The following is a 20661-nucleotide window of genomic DNA, read 5'->3' as shown; positions in this document are numbered from 1 at the left end:
GCCTCTGACCAGCCGCGCTATAACCCAAAAAGGGACATAGCGCGCTATCTTGCTACGGGTGATCCAGGCCTTCGGACTGACCGACAATCCCCGCAAGGGCCTCCCGCTCGCGCTCGACGACGTTTCCTTCGAGGCGAGGGCGGGACGCGTGACCGTGCTCCTCGGAGCACCGGGCGCGGGTAAGACCACGGCGTTGAGGCTCATGCTCGAACTCCAACACGGCCGTGGCCTGACCTACTTCAGAGGCCGGCCCCTGCACCGCATCGCCCACCCGTCACGCGAGGTCGGCGTCCTCCTGGGCGATGTGGCGGGGCATCCCGCCCGCACCGTCCGAGGCCATCTGCGCATGCTGTGCGCGGCCGCCGGGGTTCCGGTCCGACGGGCCGACGAAGTCCTCGAAGCGGTCGGCCTGGTCAGCCTGCGCGAGGAACGCCTCGGCACGCTCTCCCGCGGCATGGACCGTCGGCTCGGCCTCGCCTGCGCCCTCCTCGCCGACCCGCACACCCTGGTGCTCGACAACCCGGCCGACGGGCTCTCCGAGCGCGAAGGGCGATGGCTGCACGGCCTGCTGCGCGCACACGCGGCCCAGGGCGGCACGGTCCTCTCGACCACGGCCGACCCCAAGGAGGCCGCCCGCACCGCGGACCGGGTCGTCACGCTTGACCAGGGCAGACTCGTCGCCGACCAGGAGGCGGCGCACTTCGCCCGCACCCGGCTGCGCCCTCGGGTCGCTGTCCGCAGCCCGCACGCCGTGCGCCTTGCGGCCCTGCTCGCCAAGGAGGCCCGCACCGCTCGACGCTCGGTCGAGGTCGTGCAGGAGGACGGCAACCGCCTCTCCGTGTACGGCAGTACGTGTGCCGAGATCGGTGAGACGGCGTTCCGGCACCGCATCCTCGTCCACCAACTCGCGGACGAGATCGGCGACATGGGTCCGGGAGCCGACGGCACACACACGGGCCCCTCGTGCGCCGGGCAGGACACCGGCGGTTCGGGCGGAGAACCCCGCCCGGCCGACGCCCGCGACGACCGGATCGCCGACCACATGCCTCCCGCGCAGCCGCCCACCACGACCGGCGACGTCACCCCCACGGCTTCGAGCCGCTCGGACCCAGCCCTCACCGGTACCGTGGTCCGCCCCCGCCCGACAGCCGCCGGTTCAGCGCCCACAGCCGGAACCACGGAGGCGCCCGCCGGAGGGTCGGCCCCGTCGGGAGCGGCCGGAGCGGGGTTCGCAGCCTCCGAGGCAACGGCTTCCGTCGGTGGGTCGGCCCCGTCGGGAGGGGCCGGAGCGGGATTCACGGCCGTCGGTGCGGCGGTGTCCGAGGGTGAGCCGGCCGAGTCCGGAGCCGTCGGAGCGGGATTCGCAGCCTCCGAGGCAACGGCTTCCGTCGGTGGGTCGGCCCCGTCGGGAGCGGTCGGAGCGGAATCCACGGCCGTCGGTGCGGCGGTGTCCGAGGGTGAGCCGGTCGAGTCCGGAGCCGTCGGAGCGGGGTTCGCAGCCTCCGAGGCAACGGCTTCCGTCGGTGGGATGGCCCCGTCGGGAGCGGCCGGAGCGGCACTCGGCGCCGTCGGCGCAGCGGTGTCCGACGGTGAATCGGCGGGATTCACGGCCGTCGGTGCGGCGGTGTCCGAGGGTGAGCCGGCCGAGTCCGGAGCCGCCGGTTCAGTACGCACAGCCGCCGACGCGGAGGCGCCCGACGAAGGGACGGTCCGGCCCGGAGCCGTCGCCACAGGACCCACCGCCGCCGACACACCCGCACTTCCCGGACAGTCGGCCCGGCCCGGAATCGTCGTCGCCGACTCCACGGCCGGCATGCCTCGAGCCACCCGGGCCTCGGCCCAAGGTCACTCCCGCGCTCTCGATGGCGCCCTGCCCGACCTGCCGCCCCCCATCGCCGTCCGTTCCGCCCCCAGTCCGCTGCACCCTCTCCGCTACGAACTGCGCCGCGCCGCCGGCATCGGCACGGGCTTCCTCACCGGTGCCGTCGTCCTCGTCGTCTCCGCCCTCACCACCCTCGTCCTGGCCCGCATCGGACACACCTCGCAAGCGCGGCTGCTGGTCGCCTGGCCCGTGCAACTGCCACTGCCCCCGGCGGCGCTCGGCGCGGGCCTGCTCGGCGCGCTCGCCTTCGGGGACGAGTTCCGCCACCCTGCCCTGGCGGTGGACCGCGCAAGCGTGCCCCGCAGGCTGGGCCTGCTCACCGCCAAGCTGCTCGTCTCCGCGCTCACCGCGCTGACACTCGCCGTCCTCAGCGTGGGCTGTGACGCCGAGGCGCTCTATCTCGTCCACGGACGGGAGCTGGCACAGGTTCCCGCCGACTGGCTGCGACTGAGCGCGAGTTGGCTCGCGCTCACGGTGGGCTGCGGCTGGGCCGGCGTCCTGGCCGCGGGCCTGTTCCGGTCCACCACGGCCGGGCTGGCCGCGGTGGTCGCCGTACCGGTGGCCGTCGTACCGCTCCTGGGCAAAGCCGTGGAGAGCGCCTCCGTGCGGACGGCGGCCGGGTTCTCGGTGCGGCTGCGGGAGGTGCTGCTCTCGCAGTGGCCCTTCGGGGGAGGGCGCTATGTGGCAGCCGCACTGCGTGTGGTCGCTCAACCCGTGGGTGGGGCGCTGGCGTTGTCGCTGAGCGGCCTGCTGTGCGCGTATCTGCTCACAACCCTGCGTAGCAAGGCCCGGTGATGACCGTCTGTGTCCGTTTCGAGGAAGGATTGTGCGCAACTCCCCGGAGAAAGCCCATTTCTTTCCGATAAGGCGTCAATTGCGACGGGGTGAGCGATCACCCTTTCGTGTGCTTTTCACCAAAGCCCTCAAGGGAGTTGGAGACGGCGCCGACAAAAGATCCGTGAGTACCCTTGCGCACACCATGATGACCGCCGCCCGCTCCACCGACTCCGGTCTGTCCGGCCCGGGCGAACTCGACCGCTACCCCTTCGCGGAGGGCCCCGCCGCCGACCGCGTCGGCGCTCCTGTCTGGGAGAATGCGGAACCCGAGCTGGGCCGTGTGGGCCGGCGTGGCGCGGGCAGCCGCGGCCGCGGACTGCACGGCCAACTCGTCCAGCAACTCGGCCAGATGATCGTTTCCGGCGATCTGGGTGCGGACCGCCCTCTCGTGCCGGAGGAGATCGGACAGCGCTTCGAGGTCTCCCGCACCGTCGTCCGTGAGTCGCTCAGGGTCCTCGAGGCCAAGGGCCTCGTCAGTGCCCGGCCGAACGTGGGCACCCGGGTGCGGCCCGTGAGCGACTGGAATCTTCTCGACCCGGACATCATCGAATGGCGGGCCTTCGGTCCGCAGCGCGACAACCAGCGACGCGAGCTGACCGAACTGCGCTGGACGATCGAGCCGCTCGCCGCCCGCCTCGCGGCCGGGCACGGTCGCGAGGACGTCCAGCAGCGGCTCTCGGACATGGTCGAGATCATGGGGCACGCCATGGGGCAGGGCGACGCGCTCACCTATTCCCGGGCCGACACCGAGTTCCACTCGCTGCTCATCCAGATCGCGGGCAACCGCATGTTGGAGCATCTGTCCGGCATCGTGTCCTCCGCGCTCCAGGTCTCCGGCGGTCCGATCGCGGGTTGTGAACGGCCGACCGAGGCGTCCCTGGGCCACCACGGCAGAATCGCCGACGCCCTCGCCACCGGCGACGGCGCCGGCGCCGAAGCGGCCATGCGCCAGCTGCTCACCGTCCACCCCGAGGTGGAGCGGGTCGTGCCGGCGCCCCGCGAGCACTGACCTCACACCCGAGGCGGGGCGCTCGGAGCGGCTTTCGCCCTCCCCGCGTCGTCCGCGGCCTCCCCCGTTCTCCCGTCGGACCCCGCAGGACCCTTCACGGGCCTGCGGGGTCCGACCGCGCGTCGGGTCCCCTTGGGTCGCAACGGTGTCCGATTGGGTCGCAACGGTGTGGGTAGACACTGCGGGTGACCGTATCTGCCCTTGTCCGCCCGTTTTTGAGCGCTTACGCGGTGTGACTCGGGCCACGAAGATTGGGCGTAACGCTCATGGAAGCAACGCGATGACCTAAGAGGTGACTGCCGCGGAGGGAATACGGACGCCGTACAAGGCGCTGTGCAACTTCCCGGCCCCCGCCCGCACCGTCGGCCCGCCCCCAAGGCCGGTGGTCGGCTCCTGTCCGTACCGGACGGGGCCGGAAGCCGTTTTCCAACGTTCCGAGAGGTTGTTCGTGTCGGCCAGCACATCCCGTACGCTCCCGCCTGAGATCGCCGAGTCCGTCTCTGTCATGGCGCTCATTGAGCGGGGAAAGGCTGAGGGGCAGATCGCCGGCGACGATGTGCGTCGGGCCTTCGAAGCTGACCAGATTCCGGCCACTCAGTGGAAGAACGTACTGCGCAGCCTCAACCAGATCCTCGAGGAAGAGGGTGTGACGCTGATGGTCAGTGCCGCGGAGCCCAAACGCACTCGAAAGAGCGTCGCAGCGAAGAGTCCGGCCAAGCGCACCGCCACCAAGACGGTCGCGGCGAAGACGGTGACCACCAGGAAGGCCACCGCCACTTCCCCCGCCGCGCCGGCCGTCCCCGCTGTGGACGACCCCACAGACGAGGCCGCCACCGAGAAGAAGGCGACTGCCAAGAAGACGGTCGCCAAGAAGGCCACCGCCAAGAAGGCGGCCCCCGCCAAGAAGACCGCGGCGAAGAAGACCGCCGGCAAGAAGGACGACGCCGAGCTGGTCGAGGACGAGGCCCTCGAGGAGACCCCCAAGACGGGCGACGAGCCCGAGGGCACCGAGAGCGCCGGGTTCGTTCTCTCCGACGACGACGAGGACGACGCGCCCGCGCAGCAGGTCGCGGCCGCCGGTGCCACCGCCGACCCGGTCAAGGACTACCTCAAGCAGATCGGCAAGGTTCCGCTGCTCAACGCGGAGCAGGAGGTCGAGCTGGCCAAGCGCATCGAGGCCGGTCTGTTCGCCGAGGACAAGCTGGCCAACGCCGACAAGCTGGCCCCGAAGCTCAAGCGCGAGCTGGAGATCATCGCCGAGGACGGCCGCCGCGCCAAGAACCACCTCCTGGAGGCCAACCTCCGCCTGGTGGTCTCCCTGGCCAAGCGCTACACCGGCCGCGGCATGCTCTTCCTGGACCTCATCCAGGAGGGCAACCTCGGTCTGATCCGCGCGGTGGAGAAGTTCGACTACACCAAGGGCTACAAGTTCTCCACGTACGCCACCTGGTGGATCCGTCAGGCGATCACCCGTGCCATGGCCGACCAGGCCCGCACCATCCGTATCCCGGTGCACATGGTCGAGGTCATCAACAAGCTCGCGCGCGTGCAGCGCCAGATGCTCCAGGACCTGGGCCGTGAGCCCACCCCGGAGGAGCTGGCCAAGGAACTCGACATGACCCCGGAGAAGGTCATCGAGGTCCAGAAGTACGGCCGCGAGCCCATCTCGCTGCACACCCCGCTGGGCGAGGACGGCGACAGCGAGTTCGGTGACCTCATCGAGGACTCCGAGGCCGTCGTCCCCGCCGACGCGGTCAGCTTCACGCTCCTCCAGGAGCAACTGCACTCTGTCCTCGACACCCTCTCCGAGCGCGAGGCCGGCGTGGTCTCCATGCGGTTCGGTCTCACCGACGGTCAGCCGAAGACCCTCGACGAGATCGGCAAGGTGTACGGCGTCACGCGCGAGCGCATCCGCCAGATCGAGTCCAAGACGATGTCGAAGCTGCGCCACCCGTCGCGCTCCCAGGTGCTGCGCGACTACCTCGACTGAGCCGCGACCGCACGACGCCGAAGGCCCGGTTCCCCTCGGGGAGCCGGGCCTTCGGCGTGACGCGGGGGTGCGAGGCGCCGCGACCTGAATCACTCTGGGTGTCCATCGATCACTTCAGAGTGAGGAGCGTGCATGCGTCGTCCCTTTGCCCGGGTGCTGGCCAGGCCGCTGGTCCTGGCGGCCGCGGTCATGGTCATACCGCTGGTCTCCGCCGCCCCGGCGGCCTCCGACGGTGTCGTGGGGGGCTTCCCGGTCGATGTCTCGGGCAGCCCCTGGACCGTCGCCCTCTCCAGCCGTGACCGGTTCGGAGGTACGCGGTCCGGGCAGTTCTGCGGAGGAGTGGCCGTCGGCCCGACCACGGTGCTCACCGCCGCCCACTGCATGGGAGAGGAAGTCCTGGGGGTCCCTCCGGGCCGGGCGCGCGACCTGAAGGTCGTCGCGGGCCGCACGGACCTCTACTCGGACGCGGGCCAGGAGATCGCCGTGAAGGAGATCTGGATGAATCCCGCCTATGACAGCTACAGCAATTCCGGCGACTTCGCCGTGCTCAAACTGGCCGAGCCGCTTCCACCGGCCTCCGTCATCGCGATGACAGGCGTCGGTGATCCGGCGTACGAACCCGGGACGGAAGCCATGGTCTACGGCTGGGGGGACACCACGGGAGTCGGCTCCTACGCCCACGGGCTGCGGGCCGCGCGTCTGCATGTGCTGCGGGACAGCGTCTGCGAGAACGCGTACCCGGGACCGGCCGACGGTTCCTACCGGGCGCGGACCATGCTGTGCGCGGGGGAGACGCGGGGCGGTCCCGACTCCTGTCAGGGGGACAGCGGCGGGCCGCTGGTCGCCCGGGGCCGGCTGATCGGTCTGGTGTCCTGGGGAAGCGGATGCGGGCGCGCGGGCAGCCCCGGCGTCTACACCCGGGTGTCGGACATCGTCCGGACGCTGCGCTGGGAAGCCGCGCTGCCGGGCGCTGCCCGAGCGTCACACGAGGGCTGAGCGGGTTCTCGAACGAGTGCGGGCGGCCGCCCCCTGGGATGCAGGGGGCGGCCGCCCGCTACCAGCCTGTGCCGGTTGTGGCTCGTCGTCGTTGAACGCGAACTGTCAGCGTTCCTCTTCTGAGGCGGGAACGGCGGTCAGTCGCTCCGTCTCGTCCTGTATCTCAGCGGCGATCTTCTTGAGTTCCGGCTCGAACTTGCGACCGTGGTGGGCGCAGAAGAGCAGTTCTCCGCCGCTGAGCAGGACGACGCGCACGTACGCCTGGGCGCCGCAGCGGTCGCAGCGGTCAGCGGCCGTCATCGGGCTCGCGGGGGTCAGAACAGTAGTCACGTCGCCTCTTCTCTAGCTCGACGAGCTGTCGTACCAGGGTCAACATCCAACCAGCCCCAAAACGTTCCCGCTCGTGGCTTCTCCTCGAAAAAATCTTTCGAGGCGGCCGTCTGCTGCCGGTTTGGCGGCGAATGTGCCGTATTACGTATCTGTCGGGTCGTACGGTTTCGCGCTGTCGGTCACGGTCCTGTCCTGCCGGCTGGATTGCCGGTTTGTTCATGAGGACGTGCCCGGAGCCTAAATGGTTCATGCCTCGAAGGGAACGTGATATGCACTTCACTCCATCGAGGGATCGAACACTCATACGACGCTGGACTAGTGTGAGTTCCGGGGAGGGTGGCGTGACAACGGCTCTACCAGGCCTCGGTACCCTCTTTGCGGCGACCGAAGCCGCGCCCTTACCCCGTGAGGGCCCATCTGAAATTCAGCGAGGAGCGAACCGCGTGACCGCCGATACGTCCGTGCCGTCCACAGCGCTGCTGGCAGGAGCAGACCGGGACGGTTCCAACTACACCGCGCGGCACCTGCTCGTCCTCGAAGGCCTCGAGGCCGTACGCAAGCGCCCGGGTATGTACATCGGGTCCACCGACAGTCGTGGCCTCATGCACTGCCTCTGGGAGATCATCGACAACTCCGTCGACGAAGCCCTCGGCAGCTACGGCGACCACATCGAGGTGATCCTTCACGACGACGGCTCCGTCGAGGTCCGGGACAACGGCCGGGGCATCCCCGTCGACGTCGAGCCCAAGACCGGTCTGTCCGGTGTCGAGGTCGTCATGACCAAGCTGCACGCCGGCGGCAAGTTCGGCGGTGGCTCGTACGCCGCCTCCGGCGGTCTTCACGGCGTCGGCGCCTCGGTGGTGAACGCCCTGTCCGCCCGGCTCGACGTCGAGGTGGACCGGGGTGGTCACACCCATGCGATCAGCTTCCGCCGAGGGGTCCCCGGCGCGTTCGCCGGTGACGGGGCCGACGCGAAGTTCGAGCCCGCGAGCGGTCTGCGCAAGACCAAGCGAATCCCCAGGACCCGCAGCGGCACGCGCGTGCGTTACTGGGCCGACCGGCAGATCTTCCTCAAGGACGCCAAGCTCTCCCTGGAACACCTCCACCAGCGCGCCCGCCAGACCGCTTTCCTGGTGCCCGGCCTGACGATTGTCGTCCGTGACGAATACGGCCTGGGCGACGGGGGCAGCAAGGGCGAGGAGTCCTTCCGCTTCGACGGCGGCATCAGCGAGTTCTGTGAGTACCTGGCCTCGGACAAGCCCGTCTGCGACGTCCTCCGTTTCACGGGGCAGGGCTCCTTCAAGGAGACGGTCCCCGTCCTGGACGACCACGGCCAGATGACGCCGACGGAGGTCACCCGCGAGCTGGGCGTCGACGTCGCGCTGCGCTGGGGTACCGGGTACGACACGACGCTCCGGTCCTTCGTCAACATCATCGCCACCCCCAAGGGCGGCACTCATGTGGCGGGGTTCGAACAGGCCGTCGTCAAGACGATGAACGAGGTGCTGCGCAGCAAGAAGCTGCTACGGGTGGCCGAGGACGACATCGTGAAGGACGACGCCCTGGAGGGCCTGACGGCGGTCGTCACCGTCCGGCTCGCCGAGCCCCAGTTCGAGGGCCAGACCAAGGAGGTCCTGGGCACCTCGGCGGCCCGCCGCATCGTGAACACCGTGATCTCCAGGGAACTCAAGGCGTTCCTGACATCCACCAAGCGGGACGCCGCGGCCCAGGCGCGGGTTGTCATGGAGAAGGCGGTTGCCGCCGCGCGCACGCGCATCGCGGCGCGGCAGCACAAGGACGCCCAGCGGCGTAAGACGGCCCTGGAGTCCTCCTCCCTGCCTGCCAAGCTCGCCGACTGCCGCAGCGACGACGTCGACCGCAGCGAGCTGTTCATCGTCGAGGGCGACTCCGCGCTCGGCACGGCGAAACTCGCACGGAACTCCGAGTTCCAGGCGCTCCTGCCGATCCGGGGCAAGATCCTCAACGTCCAGAAGTCGTCCGTGACCGACATGCTCAAGAACGCCGAGTGCGGTGCGATCATCCAGGTCATAGGAGCCGGCTCCGGGCGGACCTTCGACATCGACGCGGCCCGTTACGGCAAGATCATCATGATGACCGACGCCGATGTCGACGGCTCCCACATCCGGTGCCTGCTGCTGACGCTGTTCCAGCGCTACATGCGGCCCATGGTGGAGGCCGGACGGGTGTTCGCGGCGGTGCCGCCGCTGCACCGTATCGAGCTGGTCCAGCCCAAGAAGGGGCAGGACAAGTACGTGTACACGTACTCGGACCGCGAACTGCGGGACAAGCTCATGGCGCTCCAGAGCAAGGGCGTCCGGTACAAGGACTCCATCCAGCGGTACAAGGGTCTCGGCGAGATGGACGCCGACCAGCTGGCCGAGACCACGATGGACCCGCGTCACCGCACCCTGCGCCGGATCAACCTCTCGGACCTGGAATCTGCCGAACGCGTGTTCGATCTCCTGATGGGGAACGACGTGGCGCCGCGCAAGGAGTTCATCTCCAGCTCGGCGGCGACGCTGGACCGGTCCCGGATCGACACGTAGGCGCTGCCGCTGACCGGACGGACGGTGTCCGTCCGGCGAGGTCGGGCGGTGGTGCGTCGGGCGGGGCCGGGCGGGTCCGTCGGGCGGTGCCCGTCCGGCGGGGCCGACCCGGAGTCACGGTTGGCCCCGCCCGGTGTTTCCGCCTTCGGGCGGGGAGGGTCTCCACCCGTCGGTGGAGAGCGCGGCTCGCTGAGATCCACCCATGATCCACCCGCAGTCCGATCTCCCGGCCCGGGCATTTCCGTAGCGTCGAAGGCGTCGACAGCGCTTGCTGTCGACGCCTTCTTCCCGCTCACGGAGGCTGTGATGTCCGGGCTCGTCAACGCACTGCTGATCGTGGCCGTGGCCGCTGTGGTGATCGTGAGGCAGTTCCGCGCCGTCCGCGTCGACACCGACCGGCGCTGGTGGCTCCTGCCCGGGATCCTCGCCGTCGTGGGCCTGCGCGAGCCCGGCCTCCTCGATGCCCACCACCCCACGGCGTCCGTTGCGATACTCACCGCGGAGGTGCTCGTCGGCCTCGCCACAGGAGCCGGCTGGGCTTGGACCACGCGCATATGGGTGGAGGCGGACGGCGCGGTGTGGAGCAAGAGCACCAGGGCGAGCGTGGCCGTCTGGGCCATCGGCATCGGCCTGCGCGTGGCTCTGTTCGCCTACGGCGCCGGCGCGGGCGTCCATCAGGGCAGCTCGGCCTTGCTGATAGCTCTCGCCGCCACCCTGCTCGTCCGCTCCGGGATCCTGACCTGGCGGGTGCGGACCCTGGACCGGACCCCTGCCCCCGCGTACGGTGACGCCGCGCACCGGCCGTCGCGGAAGGAACGCGTGCGATGAAGGACGCCATCCTGCGCTGGCCCTCCCGCGAGGCCCTCGACCGCGAGGGGATCCCACGCCCGAGGCGCCTGCTCGCCTGGGCCGCACGGCTCCTGGTGGCCGGGTTCCTGTTCTGGAGCGCCTTCCACGACAACCGTGTGCATGGCTGGACGGCAGTCGCCGGGCTCGGCGCGGTCCTCGTGGCCGTCATGATGGCCTGGGCGTTCTTCCGCCTGACCCTTGAGCACCGGCTGTGGCCGTCTGTGAGCCTGCTGCTAGGACTGCTGGCGCTCGCCTACGGTGTCCGTGCCGCGGGATTCGAGACGCCGGCCTCCGTTCTGTGGTGCGGGTCCGCGATCGTGGCAGTGGAGCGACTGCCCCTGGCTGCCGCTCTCCTGCCGGCAGCCGCGGGGTTCACCTCCTTCGCCCTCGTCAGCGGCGAGGGCTGGCTGGGCGCCGCCGTCACGACCGGTGGCATGGCCCTCGCCGGGTATGCGCTCCGTCTGGACGCGGAGGCCCGGGGCACCACGCAGCGGCTGCTCGCCCAGGAGCGGGCCGCGCGAGCCGCGGAGACGGAGTCGGCCGCGCTCGCGGAGCGGGCCCGCATCGCCCGGGAGATCCACGACGTGCTGGCTCACAGCCTCTCGGCGCAACTCGTGCACCTGGAGGCGGCCCGGCTGCTGATCGAGTGGGGCGCGGACCGCGACACCATCCTCGAACGGGTGGTCGCCGCCCGCGGGATGGCCCGCGACGGCCTCGACGAGACGCGGCAGGCGCTCTCCGCGCTGCGGGGTGAACTGACACCTCTGGAGGAGTTCCTGACCGGGCTGGTGAGGGCGGTCGGGGGTGCCGGGATCACCGTGGCAGGGGAGCGCAGACCGCTGCCGGTCGAGGCGTCGCAGGCCGTGCGCAGGGTCGCCCAGGAGGCCCTGACCAACGTCCGCAAGCACGCGCCCGGGGCCGGAGTGCGTCTGCGCCTGGACTACGGGCCGGATCAAGTCACGTTGTGTGTACGGGACTCGGGCGGCCCGCCGGGCGAATTCGCCGGGGTGGGAGGCGGGTACGGTCTGCTGGGGATGCGGGAGCGCGCCGAACTGCTGGGAGGCTCGCTCGAGGCCGGACCGGGCGAGGAGGGGTTCGTGGTGACGCTGAAGGTGCCGGTATGACCGGGGAAGGGGAGGCGAGGCCCGCCCGGGTCGTGGTGGCGGACGACCAGACAGTGGTCCGCGAAGGCATCGTGATGCTGCTCGGGCTGCTGCCGGGAATCGAGGTCGTGGGTTCCGCCGGGGACGGGGAGGAGGCGGTGCGGCTGGTCGCGGAACTCGCCCCGGACGTGGTGCTGATGGACCTGCGGATGCCCCGCTGCGACGGAGCCGAGGCGACTCGGCGCATCCGGGCCGACCATCCCGGCACCCAGGTCGTGGTGCTCACGACCTTCGGGGACGACGAATCCTTGTTCCCGGCGCTCAGAGCCGGTGCACGGGGCTACCTGACCAAGGACGCGGGCGGCGACGAGATCGTCCGGGCCGTGCGGAGCGTCCTGTCCGGGGACGCTGGACTCTCGCCGAGCGTCCAGCGTCGTCTGCTGGAGCGTCTTTCGGCGCCCGAACCGGAGCCGGAGATGCCCGCCGCACCGCCCGACGGGCTGACCGTGCGGGAGACCGAGGTGCTCGTCCTGATCGCCGGAGGGCTCAGCAATCGGGAGATCGCCCGCGAACTGCAGGTGTCCACCGCGACCGTGAAGACCCACATCAACAACATGTTCACCAAGACCGGGCTCAAGGACCGGTCACAGGCGGTGCTCTACGCCTTCAAAAAGGGGTTGGTGCGGCCGCCGACGGGCTGAATCGGTCCTTTCGTCACCTGATGGGGTGAAGTACGCGGGGAAGAAGAGTCGGGGATCTTCCCGTTCTGTCCATCCTTGGGCATGCAGTCAAGCAACGGCCCTGCCCGCGGCAGCGAACACGGTTCCGACAGTTCGGGCGAGCATGGGCAAGGCGTGGGGCGGGCGACCGTGCAGGCGCCGGGGGACGTCCGGTACGAAGACCCCTGGTACGACGCGCTCGCCTCGGGCTGGGGCGAGTCCGGCACTCTCAACCCGCCCCTGACCGAGGTTCCGGCAGCGCGTCGGCGGCGTGCGGACGGTGCCGACGCGACCGCCCAGGTCTATGTCGAGGTGCAGCGGAGCGAGGCGTTCCAGGAAGTCCGCAGCCGGTACCGGCGGTTCGTGGTTCCCGCGGTCATCGGGTTCTTCCTCTGGTACGTCGCCTATGTCGTGACGGCGACAACCGCGCCCGGATTCATGGCCCGTCCCGTGTGGGGTGCGGTGAACGTGGCGCTGGTCGCCGGGCTCGGGCAGTTCCTGAGCACCTTCCTGCTCACCTGGGCCTACTCCCGCCACGCCCGGTTGCGCAGGGACCGGCCGGCACTCGAACTGCGTTGGGACACCCAGGAACTGACGCGTGAGGCACGGGGCGGTGCGGCGTGACCGGCAACCATCAGACGCTGGCGTTGCTGTTGTTCAGTGTCTTCGTCGCGATCACCTTGGGCATCACCACATGGGTGAGCCGCAGCCGGCATGGCTCGGCGGAGGAGTTCTACGCGGGCGGGCGGCTGTTCTCGCCGATGGAGAATGGTTTTGCCATCGCGGGCGACTACATGTCGGCCGCCTCCTTCCTGGGTATCTCCGGGCTCATCGCCCTCTTCGGCTACGACGGGCTGCTGTACTCGGTGGGCTTTCTCGTCGCTTGGCTCGTCGTGCTGTTCCTCGTGGCCGAACTGGTGCGCAACTGCGGGCGGTTCACACTGGCCGATGTCATCGCCGCGCGGATGAGGGAGCGCCCCGTGCGGATCGCGTCGGGGACGGCCTCGGTCACCGTCTCCGTGCTCTATCTCGTGGCGCAGATGGTGGGTGCGGGAAGCCTGGTGGCGCTCCTGCTCGGCGACACCGGCGAGGCGGCCCAGGCGTGGGCCGTCATCGGCGTCGGCGCGCTCATGGTGATCTACGTGTCGCTGGGAGGGATGCGGGCCACCACATGGATCCAGATCGTGAAGGCCGTTCTGCTGCTCGGTGGCACCATCACGCTCACCGTGCTCGTCCTGGTGCGCTTCCACGGTGACTTCGACCGGCTGCTGCGTACGGCGGCCGAGCGGAGCGGGCACGGTGCCGCGTTCCTGGCACCCGGCCTCAAGTACGGCGGGGACTGGGTCGCCCGCTTCGACTTCATGAGTCTGGGGCTCGCACTGGTGCTGGGCACGGCGGGCCTGCCGCACATCCTGTCCCGCTTCTACACCGTGCCCACGGCGCGGGCCGCCCGTCGCTCCGTCGTCTGGTCGATCGGCCTCATCGGCGGTTTCTACCTGATGACGATCGTCCTCGGCTTCGGTGCGGCGGCGATCGTGGGCCCGGACGCCGTACGCGGCTCGAACGCCTCGGGCAACACGGCGGTTCCCCTGCTGGCTCTCGACCTGGGCGGCGGGGCCGGCTCCACCGGAGGGACGGTGTTGTTCGCGGTCGTGGCGGCCGTCGCCTTCGCCACGATCCTCGCCGTGGTCGCGGGCATCACACTCGCCTCCTCCGCGTCGGTGGCCCACGACCTGTACGCCTCCCTGCGACGCGGGCACGCCGCACCGCGCAGCGAGGTGACGGTGGCGCGGATCGCCGCCGTCGGCATCGGTGTCGTCGCGATCGGCCTCGGCCTGCTGGCTCGCGACCTCAACGTCGCCTTCCTGGTGGGACTCGCGTTCGCCGTCGCGGCGTCGGCGAATCTGCCCGTCCTGCTGTACTCGCTCTTCTGGCGGGGCTTCACCACGCGGGGCGCCGTCTGGGCTGTCTACGGCGGGCTGGTCCCGGCCCTGGTGCTCGTCGTGCTGTCTCCCGTCGTCTCAGGCGGTCCCCAGTCACTCTTCCCGCACCTCGACTTCCAGGTCTTCCCGCTCCAGAACCCGGGGCTGGTCTCGATCCCGCTGGGCTTCCTCGCCGGCTGGCTCGGCACGGTCACCTCGGCGGAGGCGCCGGACGAGGCCAGGCACGCGGAGACCGAGGTACGGTCGCTGACGGGTGCGGGGGCCGTCTAGGGTCCTCGCTCTCCTCAGGTGCGGGTCGCCCACACGTAACGGTGTTCCGGGCGGCCGGCGTCGCCGTACTTCAAGGTGAGCCGTGCCCTGCCCGTGCGCTCCAGCAGCTTGAGATAGCGCTGGGCGGTCTGGCGGCTCACCCCGGTCCGCTCGGCGATCTCCTGCGCGGACAGGGGCCCTTCGGCGTTCATCAGGGACTGTCGCACGAGTTCCGCGGTGGTGGGGGAGTGCCCCTTGGGCAGCCCCGGTTCCGAGGGCGCGGACAGGGCGCCGAAGATGCGGTCGACGTCGGCCTGTTCGGCCTCGCCGCCGCTGTCGAGTGTGCGGCGCAGCTCGGCGTACGCCTCCAGCTTGCCGCGCAGCCCCGCGAAGTTGAACGGCTTGACCAGGTACTGCAGAGCGCCCTGCCGCATCGCCGCCTGCACCGTCGTGACGTCCCGCGCTGCCGTCACCATGATCACGTCGGTCTGATGGCCGCGCCTGCGCATCTCCTGCACGACCTCCAGACCCGTCTCGTCGGGGAGGTGGTGGTCGAGCAGGATCAGGTCGAGCCGGGGCAGCAGTTCCACCTGGCGCAGTGCCTCGGCCGCGCTGTGCGCCTCGCCGGCGACGTGGAAGCCCGGCACCTTCTCGACGTAGGCCGCGTTGACCCGGGCCACCCTGATGTCGTCGTCCACGACCAGGACCTCGATCATCGCGTCTCCTCCTCGACCGTGCTCCGCGCGGGTGCGGCCATGACGGGTTCCGGTTCGGCCTCGGTCAGGGCCTCCGGCAGGACGACGGTGAACTCGGCGCCGCCGCCGTGCGCGTCGCTCACGGACGCGCGCCCGCCCTGGCGTTCGGCGAGCCTGCGTACCAGGGAGAGGCCGATGCCGCGCTTGCCGTGGGCCGGCGGCTTCTTCGTGGACCAGCCCTCGGTGAAGATCGATTCCCGCTGTGCGGCCGGGACTCCCGGCCCCGTGTCCCGCACCCTCAGGACGGCGGTGCGGCCCTCGGCGTGCAACTCGACCTCCACGCGCGCGTGGAGGGTGCCCGCCACGGCGTCCAGGGCGTTGTCCACCAGATTGCCCACGACCGTCACGAGTCCGCGCGGGTCGACCAGCCGGTCGGGCAGCCGGGTGCCGTCCGAGATCCTCAGGGCGACGCCGCGCTCGGCCGCGACGGTCGCCTTGCCGACGAGCAGGGCGGCCAGCAGCGGATCCCCGATCTTCTCCGTCACCTGCTCCGCGGTGGCGCGGTGGTCGCCGACCACCTCGCCGACGAACTCCACGGCATCGTCGTACATCTCCAGTTCGAGCAGCCCCAGGAGCGTGTGCATGCGGTTGGCGTGCTCGTGGTCCTGGGCACGCAGGGCGTCGATCAGGCCGTGCGTGGAGTCCAGTTCCCGCCCCAGTTGCTCCAGCTCGGTGCGGTCGCGCAGGGTGGCCACGGCACCGCCGTCGTCGGTGGGCATCCGGTTGACGACCAGCACGCGCTGCCCGCGGACGGCGATCAGGTCCGTGCCCGTCACCCGGCCGGCCAGGACGTCGGACGTACGGCCGTGACCGAGTGCCTCGTCCGGTGACCGGCCCACCGCCTCGTCTCCGATGCCCAGGAGGCGCTGTGCCTCGTCGTTGAGCAGGCGGACGCGACCGGCCCGGTCCAGGGCGACGACGCCCTCCCGGATGCCGTGCAGCATCGCCTCGCGTTCCGAGAGCAGCGCCGAGATGTCGGAGAAGGCCAGGTCACGGGTCTGGCGCAGGACCCGGCGGGAGATCAGCCAGGCTGCCAGCGCACCGACGGCGAGCGCGCCTCCCGCGTAGGCGAACAGCCCCGGGATGGCGTGGATCAGCCGGGCGCGCACACTGTCGTACTCGATGCCGACGGAGACCGCGCCGACGATCGTGCCTCCGCTGTCGCGCAGGGGTACCTTGCCGCGGGCCGAGCGGCCCAGGGTGCCGTCGTCGATCTCCATGACCTCCCGGCCGGCCAGGGCCTCACTGGGGTCCGTCGAGACGTGACCGCCGACCTCCTGGGGCTCCGTGTGGGACCAGCGCACGCCGCGAAGGTCCATGATCACCACGTACTCGGCCCCGCTCGCCCTACGGATCCGCTCCGCCTCCCGCTGTACGGGACCGTCGACCGACGGCTGGGTGTGCCGGAGGTCCTCGGCGATCTGGGGTACGGCCGCGGTGGTCTGCGCGATGGCGAGCGCGCGGCGCATGGCCTGGTCGTCCAGCTGATCGCTGAGCGGAGCCAGGAACAGTCCGGTCGCGAGCACGACGACTCCCGCGGCGATCGCCAGCTGCATGAGCAGGACCTGCGAGAACACGCGCCGGGGCATCCCGAGGCGCAGGCGGCGGACGGGGGGAGTGGGGCTCATACCCACGACGGTACGTGGACCGGCCCGCGGAGCCGTAGGGGTGTGTGGTGCGTATCTCTTGATCGACTCAAGAGGAAACGGTTCGGCTACCATCTCGCGGCCGGCCCCCAACAGAGAACGGCCGATCGGGAGGGACCGGTGGTGCGGACCGGACCCGCCGATCAGCCGACCAGAACCGCCGGCCTGCGTTCGCGCACCGCCACGACGTCCATCCGCGCGGGTGCTCCGAGGACCGCTGCCCCGCAGCTCTCCGGGCGGGGCGGCAGAGAGGCGCCCTGGGTCACGACGACCCCCCAGTGCCGCCCGTCGACATGGGCGACGGTCACCTCCCAGCGGGGCGCCTCCCCCCGCGTGCGGACGACGGAGAGGGCCTCGGCCGCGTACTCGCCGATCGCCCTCCGCACGGCCAGTTCCGCCGCCTGCCCGGGCCGCTCCCAGGCCGAGTTCCCGCGACATCCGTCCACGACGACGCGACCCTCACGGGCGCCGTGCAGCACCTCCTCGACAGAGTGGGCCTGGGCGCGGCCGTAGGCGTAGCCGTACGGCAGGACGAGCACGGTCGGCGAGAACCGATGACCGCCCAGATGGGTGACCTCCCAGACGCCGTCCACGCCACCCGCGGAGAGTTCGGCGGCGAGGGGGCGCCCGAGGAGGGCGCAGCAGCGGTCCCGCTTGCCGTTCGTGCAGACGAGGGCGAGTGGGTCGCCCGTGTGCGCCCTGGCGTCCAGAACGGTGTCGAAGGAGCGGTGGTCGCCGCGGCCGAGCGCCGCGAAGTCGACGTCCAGCAGTCGGCCGGGGTCGTCGGTGGTGGCGCCGCGCAGCCACACGCCGCCGGGGACGGTGTGGGCCGCGTACACCTGTCGAACGGCCGCGGTGCCGAAGTCGGCGTGCGGTCCGGGGCGCCGGATGAGCGCGACGCGTACGCCCGTGCCCTGTGCGGCGGCCTCCAGGGCGCGCCCCAGCGCGGGGTCGAGGTGGCTCGACGTGAGCGCCTTGGCACCCCAGGGGCCGGGCTGTTCCAGCAACAGCCAGGTGGTCGCCGTGGCCGCGGTCCCCGGCATGGGCTCGTCGAGGTCCCGCGAGACGGTCGTGCACGTACTCACAGAGGTGAGCCTAACCTGACTTGACGCCCGGTGACTTCCAGGCATGGGCATGTGTTCCGCGAGGCGGCACCCGCGCGCGTGCCGCCCGGGTTCCGGCGACCGTGGCGCGCGCCCGTCCGGCTCGGCGAGGCGGGCCTACTCCGGGAGCGGTCGGGGAGGCTTCGGGCCCACATAGAGTCCGCTCGGACGCATGCGCAGCGGGCGTTCGCCGTACTCCTCCAGGGCGTGTGCGATCCAGCCGGCCGTCCGGGCGACGGCGAACACCGTTTCGCCCGCCGACGCCTCCATCCCGCAGGACGTCGTGAGGACGGCCAGCGCGAGGTCGACGTTGGCGTGCAGCGGGGCGTGCCGGGCTGTCGTGACCACGATGTCGCGGGCGGCGGCCAGCGCGGGTGCCGCCTCGGGGATCTCCTCCAGGAGGGCGAAGAGGGCACGCGCCCGGGGGTCCTCCTGCGCGTAGAGCCGGTGTCCCAGACCGGGGATGCGGCGGCCGGCCCGCAGTTCCTCCGCGATCACGGGCCCCGCGGAGCCGTGATCGAGCACGTCGAGCAGGAGCCGGTGCGCGAGCCCGCTCGCCGCGCCGTGCAGCGGACCCTCGATCACCCCGAGACCGGCCGTGACCGCCGCGTAGGCGTGTGCGCGGGCGCTCGCCGCGACGCGCACGGCGAGCGTCGACGCGGCCAGGTCGTGGTCGACGAGAAGGGCGAGCGCGGCGTCCAGGACGTGCAGCGGTGCCTGTGCCGCGGGCTGCCGGCTGAGCCGCCCCCACAGCCGCTGGGCCATCGAGTCGCCGTCGCGGTGGGTGGGCAGTTTCGGCGGCAGGGCGGCGACGAGGGTGGGGATGAGGCCGCGGGCGGCGCCGAGCACCGCGCCCTCGGAGAGGTCGAAGCGGAGTGGGTCGGCCACCGCGGCGGCGATCGCGGCGACCCGCAAGCGGTCGGTGGGGCCGGTGTGTTCGGGCAGTGCGTCGACCGCGCGGCGGGCCGCCTCGACCGAGGCCCGCGGTGCGGTGAACGTGGTTCCGTGCCGCATTCGGCCGGTCCACAGCCACTCGGCGACCTCTTCGTACGAGTGCCGGGCGGCGAGTTCGGTCGCGTCGACGCCCCGGTAGTAGTACCGGTTCTGGTTTTGGTCGATGAGGGTGAGGCGGGTGCGCACGGACTGCTCGGCGCCCGCGCCCGGCGTCCCGTTGCTCTCCCGCCTGTTGCGCCGCGCGAGCGTCTCGACGTCCTCGGCGTCGAAGGTGCTGCCCCGGCCGCCGGGCACGCGTCGGCTGCTCAGCTGGCCGCGGCTGACGTACGCGTACACGGTCTCGGGCTTCACGCCGAGCAGCTCGGCGGCCTCCTTGGTGGTCAACCGTCGTTCCGGGTGGCCGGGGCCGGGTTCCTGATCGCGCATGAGGGTCACCGTATCCACAACCTTTGTACATTGAGTGGATCAATGTTGACAGGCTTCGAGTCAATCATAGACAGTCGAATCAAGTCCAAGGAGGAGACCATGTCCGTCAACAGGTCCGCAGCAGCCACATCCGTCGCGGTACCGCGGGGGCTTGCCGGCGTCGTCGTCGCCGACACCGAGGTCGGTGACGTGCGGGGGCGCGAGGGCTTCTACCACTACCGCCAGTACTCGGCCGTCGATCTCGCCCACAGCCGCCCGTTCGAGGACGTCTGGCATCTCCTCGTCCAGGGCGACCTACCGGACGCGTCCCGCGCCGCCGCCTTCGCCGCCGAGACCGCCGCGCTCCGTAGGCTCCCCGACCAGGTGGCTGCCGCCCTGCCGGCCGTCGCGGCGGCGGGCGCGGGTGCCGGCCCGCTCTCCGGCCTGCGGACCGCCCTGTCCCTGCTGGGCGCGGCGAAGGGCTTCCGGCCGGTCTACGACACCGACACGGACCGGCGCAGGCGGGACACCCTCGTCGCGGCCGCCGCCGTACCGACCCTGCTCACCGCGTTGCACCGACTGGGCAAGGGCCTCACCCCCGTAGAACCGCGAGAGGACCTCTCGTACGCGGCGAACTACCTGTACATGTTGACGGGCGCCGAACCGGAGCCGGAGCGGGCGCGTGCCGTCGAGCAGTACCTGATCTCCACCATCGACCACGGCTTCAACGCCTCCACCTTCACCGCCCGGGTCGTCGCCTCGACGGGCGCGGACGTGATCGCCTGCCTGGTCGCCGCCGTCGGTGCGCTGTCGGGGCCCCTCCACGGGGGTGCTCCCAGCCGGGCGCTGGACACCCTGGACGCGATCGGCACCCCCGACCGCATCGACGGATGGATCCGTCAGCGGGTTCTCGCCGGCGATCGCATCATGGGCTTCGGCCACGCCGTCTACCGGACCGAGGATCCCCGCTCGCGCATGCTCCGTGAGATCGCCCAGCGCTTCGGGGGACCGCGAGTCGACTTCGCCGTGGAGGTCGAGCGGCGGGTCGAGGCGATCCTCGCCGAGCTGAAGCCGGGCCGGGAACTCCACACGAACGTGGAGTTCTACGCGGGCGTCGTCATGGAGCTGTGCGGGTTGCCCCGCGAGATGTTCACTCCGACGTTCGCGGCGGCACGCGTGGTGGGCTGGAGCGCCAACATCCTGGAGCAGGCGGAGGACAAGAAGATCATCAGGCCCGCGGCGCGCTATGTGGGACCTCGTGCGCCGGCCCCCGTGACGGCGGCCTGAGCCGGGGCACGACAGCCCGCCGAATCACGGTTCCGAC

16 protein-coding genes are annotated in these 20661 nt (G+C 71.1%); 11 read left to right on the top strand and 5 right to left on the bottom strand.

The window, feature by feature from the left end; translation table 11 throughout:
- The first annotated feature begins 58 nt into the window (after nt 1-58).
- The 4 genes from ACFYO5_RS33865 (at nt 59) to ACFYO5_RS33850 (ending at nt 6714) form a co-directional block, all read left to right on the top strand.
- A complete protein-coding gene (locus ACFYO5_RS33865; protein ID WP_388716307.1) occupies nt 59-2677 on the top strand; it encodes an ATP-binding cassette domain-containing protein in 2619 nt (872 codons plus the stop codon).
- Between the two features lie 163 nt (nt 2678-2840).
- Nucleotides 2841-3728, top strand: coding sequence for a FadR/GntR family transcriptional regulator (locus ACFYO5_RS33860; RefSeq protein WP_388716304.1), 888 nt, complete (start codon nt 2841-2843; stop codon nt 3726-3728).
- A gap of 448 nt (nt 3729-4176) precedes the next feature.
- Entirely contained in the window at nt 4177-5718 is a 1542-nt protein-coding gene (locus tag ACFYO5_RS33855; RefSeq protein ID WP_356566865.1) for an RNA polymerase sigma factor, read from the top strand.
- Between the two features lie 132 nt (nt 5719-5850).
- Nucleotides 5851-6714, top strand: a complete 864-nt coding sequence (locus ACFYO5_RS33850; RefSeq protein ID WP_388716299.1) for a S1 family peptidase — start codon at nt 5851-5853, stop codon at nt 6712-6714.
- A 105-nt stretch (nt 6715-6819) separates the two neighbouring features.
- Here ACFYO5_RS33850 and ACFYO5_RS33845 read toward each other — a convergent pair whose 3' ends face one another.
- Nucleotides 6820-7044 (bottom strand): hypothetical protein, encoded by a 225-nt coding sequence (locus tag ACFYO5_RS33845; RefSeq protein WP_073492764.1) that lies wholly within the window; start codon nt 7042-7044, stop codon nt 6820-6822.
- Nucleotides 7045-7487: 443 nt separating this feature from the next.
- Between ACFYO5_RS33845 and ACFYO5_RS33840 the strand changes: the two genes are divergently transcribed.
- The 6 genes from ACFYO5_RS33840 to ACFYO5_RS33815 all read left to right on the top strand — a co-directional run bounded on the left by ACFYO5_RS33840 (nt 7488) and on the right by ACFYO5_RS33815 (nt 14495).
- Nucleotides 7488-9611 (top strand): DNA topoisomerase IV subunit B, encoded by a 2124-nt coding sequence (locus ACFYO5_RS33840; RefSeq protein WP_356566869.1) that lies wholly within the window; start codon nt 7488-7490, stop codon nt 9609-9611.
- Between the two features lie 306 nt (nt 9612-9917).
- Nucleotides 9918-10439 carry a DUF1453 domain-containing protein gene (locus tag ACFYO5_RS33835; protein ID WP_388716295.1) on the top strand — a complete coding sequence of 174 codons (522 nt, stop codon included), beginning with the start codon at nt 9918-9920 and terminating at the stop codon, nt 10437-10439.
- Nucleotides 10436-11584, top strand: a complete 1149-nt coding sequence (locus ACFYO5_RS33830) for a sensor histidine kinase (protein ID WP_388716290.1) — start codon at nt 10436-10438, stop codon at nt 11582-11584. Before ACFYO5_RS33835 ends, ACFYO5_RS33830 begins: the two co-directional genes overlap by 4 nt.
- Complete coding sequence (locus ACFYO5_RS33825; RefSeq protein WP_356566874.1) at nt 11581-12264, top strand: response regulator transcription factor; 684 nt, start codon at nt 11581-11583, stop codon at nt 12262-12264. The genes ACFYO5_RS33830 and ACFYO5_RS33825 overlap by 4 nt, the downstream gene beginning before the upstream one ends.
- 81 nt (nt 12265-12345) lie before the next feature.
- Entirely contained in the window at nt 12346-12906 is a 561-nt protein-coding gene (locus tag ACFYO5_RS33820; RefSeq protein ID WP_388716286.1) for a DUF485 domain-containing protein, read from the top strand.
- Nucleotides 12903-14495 (top strand): cation acetate symporter, encoded by a 1593-nt coding sequence (locus tag ACFYO5_RS33815; RefSeq protein WP_388716283.1) that lies wholly within the window; start codon nt 12903-12905, stop codon nt 14493-14495. Before ACFYO5_RS33820 ends, ACFYO5_RS33815 begins: the two co-directional genes overlap by 4 nt.
- A 14-nt stretch (nt 14496-14509) precedes the next feature.
- Here the strand turns inward: ACFYO5_RS33815 and ACFYO5_RS33810 are convergent, their stop codons facing one another.
- The 4 genes from ACFYO5_RS33810 to ACFYO5_RS33795 all read right to left on the bottom strand — a co-directional run bounded on the left by ACFYO5_RS33810 (nt 14510) and on the right by ACFYO5_RS33795 (nt 19358).
- Complete coding sequence (locus ACFYO5_RS33810; RefSeq protein ID WP_388716280.1) at nt 14510-15190, bottom strand: response regulator; 681 nt, start codon at nt 15188-15190, stop codon at nt 14510-14512.
- A complete protein-coding gene (locus tag ACFYO5_RS33805) occupies nt 15187-16857 on the bottom strand; it encodes an ATP-binding protein (protein ID WP_388716277.1) in 1671 nt (556 codons plus the stop codon). The genes ACFYO5_RS33810 and ACFYO5_RS33805 overlap by 4 nt, the downstream gene beginning before the upstream one ends.
- Before the next feature lie 161 nt (nt 16858-17018).
- Nucleotides 17019-17960, bottom strand: coding sequence for a sucrase ferredoxin (locus ACFYO5_RS33800; protein WP_388716274.1), 942 nt, complete (start codon nt 17958-17960; stop codon nt 17019-17021).
- 135 nt (nt 17961-18095) lie between these two features.
- Nucleotides 18096-19358 (bottom strand): citrate synthase, encoded by a 1263-nt coding sequence (locus ACFYO5_RS33795; RefSeq protein WP_388716271.1) that lies wholly within the window; start codon nt 19356-19358, stop codon nt 18096-18098.
- 99 nt (nt 19359-19457) lie between these two features.
- On the opposite strand from ACFYO5_RS33795, the gene ACFYO5_RS33790 reads away from it, so the two are divergent.
- On the top strand, nt 19458-20624 hold the full coding sequence (locus ACFYO5_RS33790; RefSeq protein WP_388716268.1) for a citrate synthase/methylcitrate synthase: 1167 nt from the start codon (nt 19458-19460) through the stop codon (nt 20622-20624).
- The last annotated feature ends 37 nt before the right edge of the window (nt 20625-20661 follow it).

It is taken from the genome of Streptomyces sp. NPDC006259, from assembly GCF_042870975.1.
Lineage (GTDB): Bacteria > Actinomycetota > Actinomycetes > Streptomycetales > Streptomycetaceae > Streptomyces.
Note: the sequence above shows the minus strand (reverse complement) of the source record. Positions and strands in the feature narration are given on the sequence as shown.

What these genes read in the sequence shown, in the direction of transcription:
- ACFYO5_RS33850 (WP_388716299.1), top strand. Translation starts at nt 5,851, where the DNA reads ATGCGTCGTCCCTTTGCCCGGGTGCTGGCCAGGCCGCTGGTCCTGGCG.
- ACFYO5_RS33835 (WP_388716295.1), top strand. Translation starts at nt 9,918, where the DNA reads ATGTCCGGGCTCGTCAACGCACTGCTGATCGTGGCCGTGGCCGCTGTG.
- ACFYO5_RS33830 (WP_388716290.1), top strand. Translation starts at nt 10,436, where the DNA reads ATGAAGGACGCCATCCTGCGCTGGCCCTCCCGCGAGGCCCTCGACCGC.
- ACFYO5_RS33825 (WP_356566874.1), top strand. Translation starts at nt 11,581, where the DNA reads ATGACCGGGGAAGGGGAGGCGAGGCCCGCCCGGGTCGTGGTGGCGGAC.
- ACFYO5_RS33820 (WP_388716286.1), top strand. Translation starts at nt 12,346, where the DNA reads ATGCAGTCAAGCAACGGCCCTGCCCGCGGCAGCGAACACGGTTCCGAC.
- ACFYO5_RS33810 (WP_388716280.1), bottom strand. Translation starts at nt 15,190, where the DNA reads ATGATCGAGGTCCTGGTCGTGGACGACGACATCAGGGTGGCCCGGGTC.
- ACFYO5_RS33805 (WP_388716277.1), bottom strand. Translation starts at nt 16,857, where the DNA reads ATGAGCCCCACTCCCCCCGTCCGCCGCCTGCGCCTCGGGATGCCCCGG.
- ACFYO5_RS33795 (WP_388716271.1), bottom strand. Translation starts at nt 19,358, where the DNA reads ATGCGCGATCAGGAACCCGGCCCCGGCCACCCGGAACGACGGTTGACC.
- ACFYO5_RS33790 (WP_388716268.1), top strand. Translation starts at nt 19,458, where the DNA reads ATGTCCGTCAACAGGTCCGCAGCAGCCACATCCGTCGCGGTACCGCGG.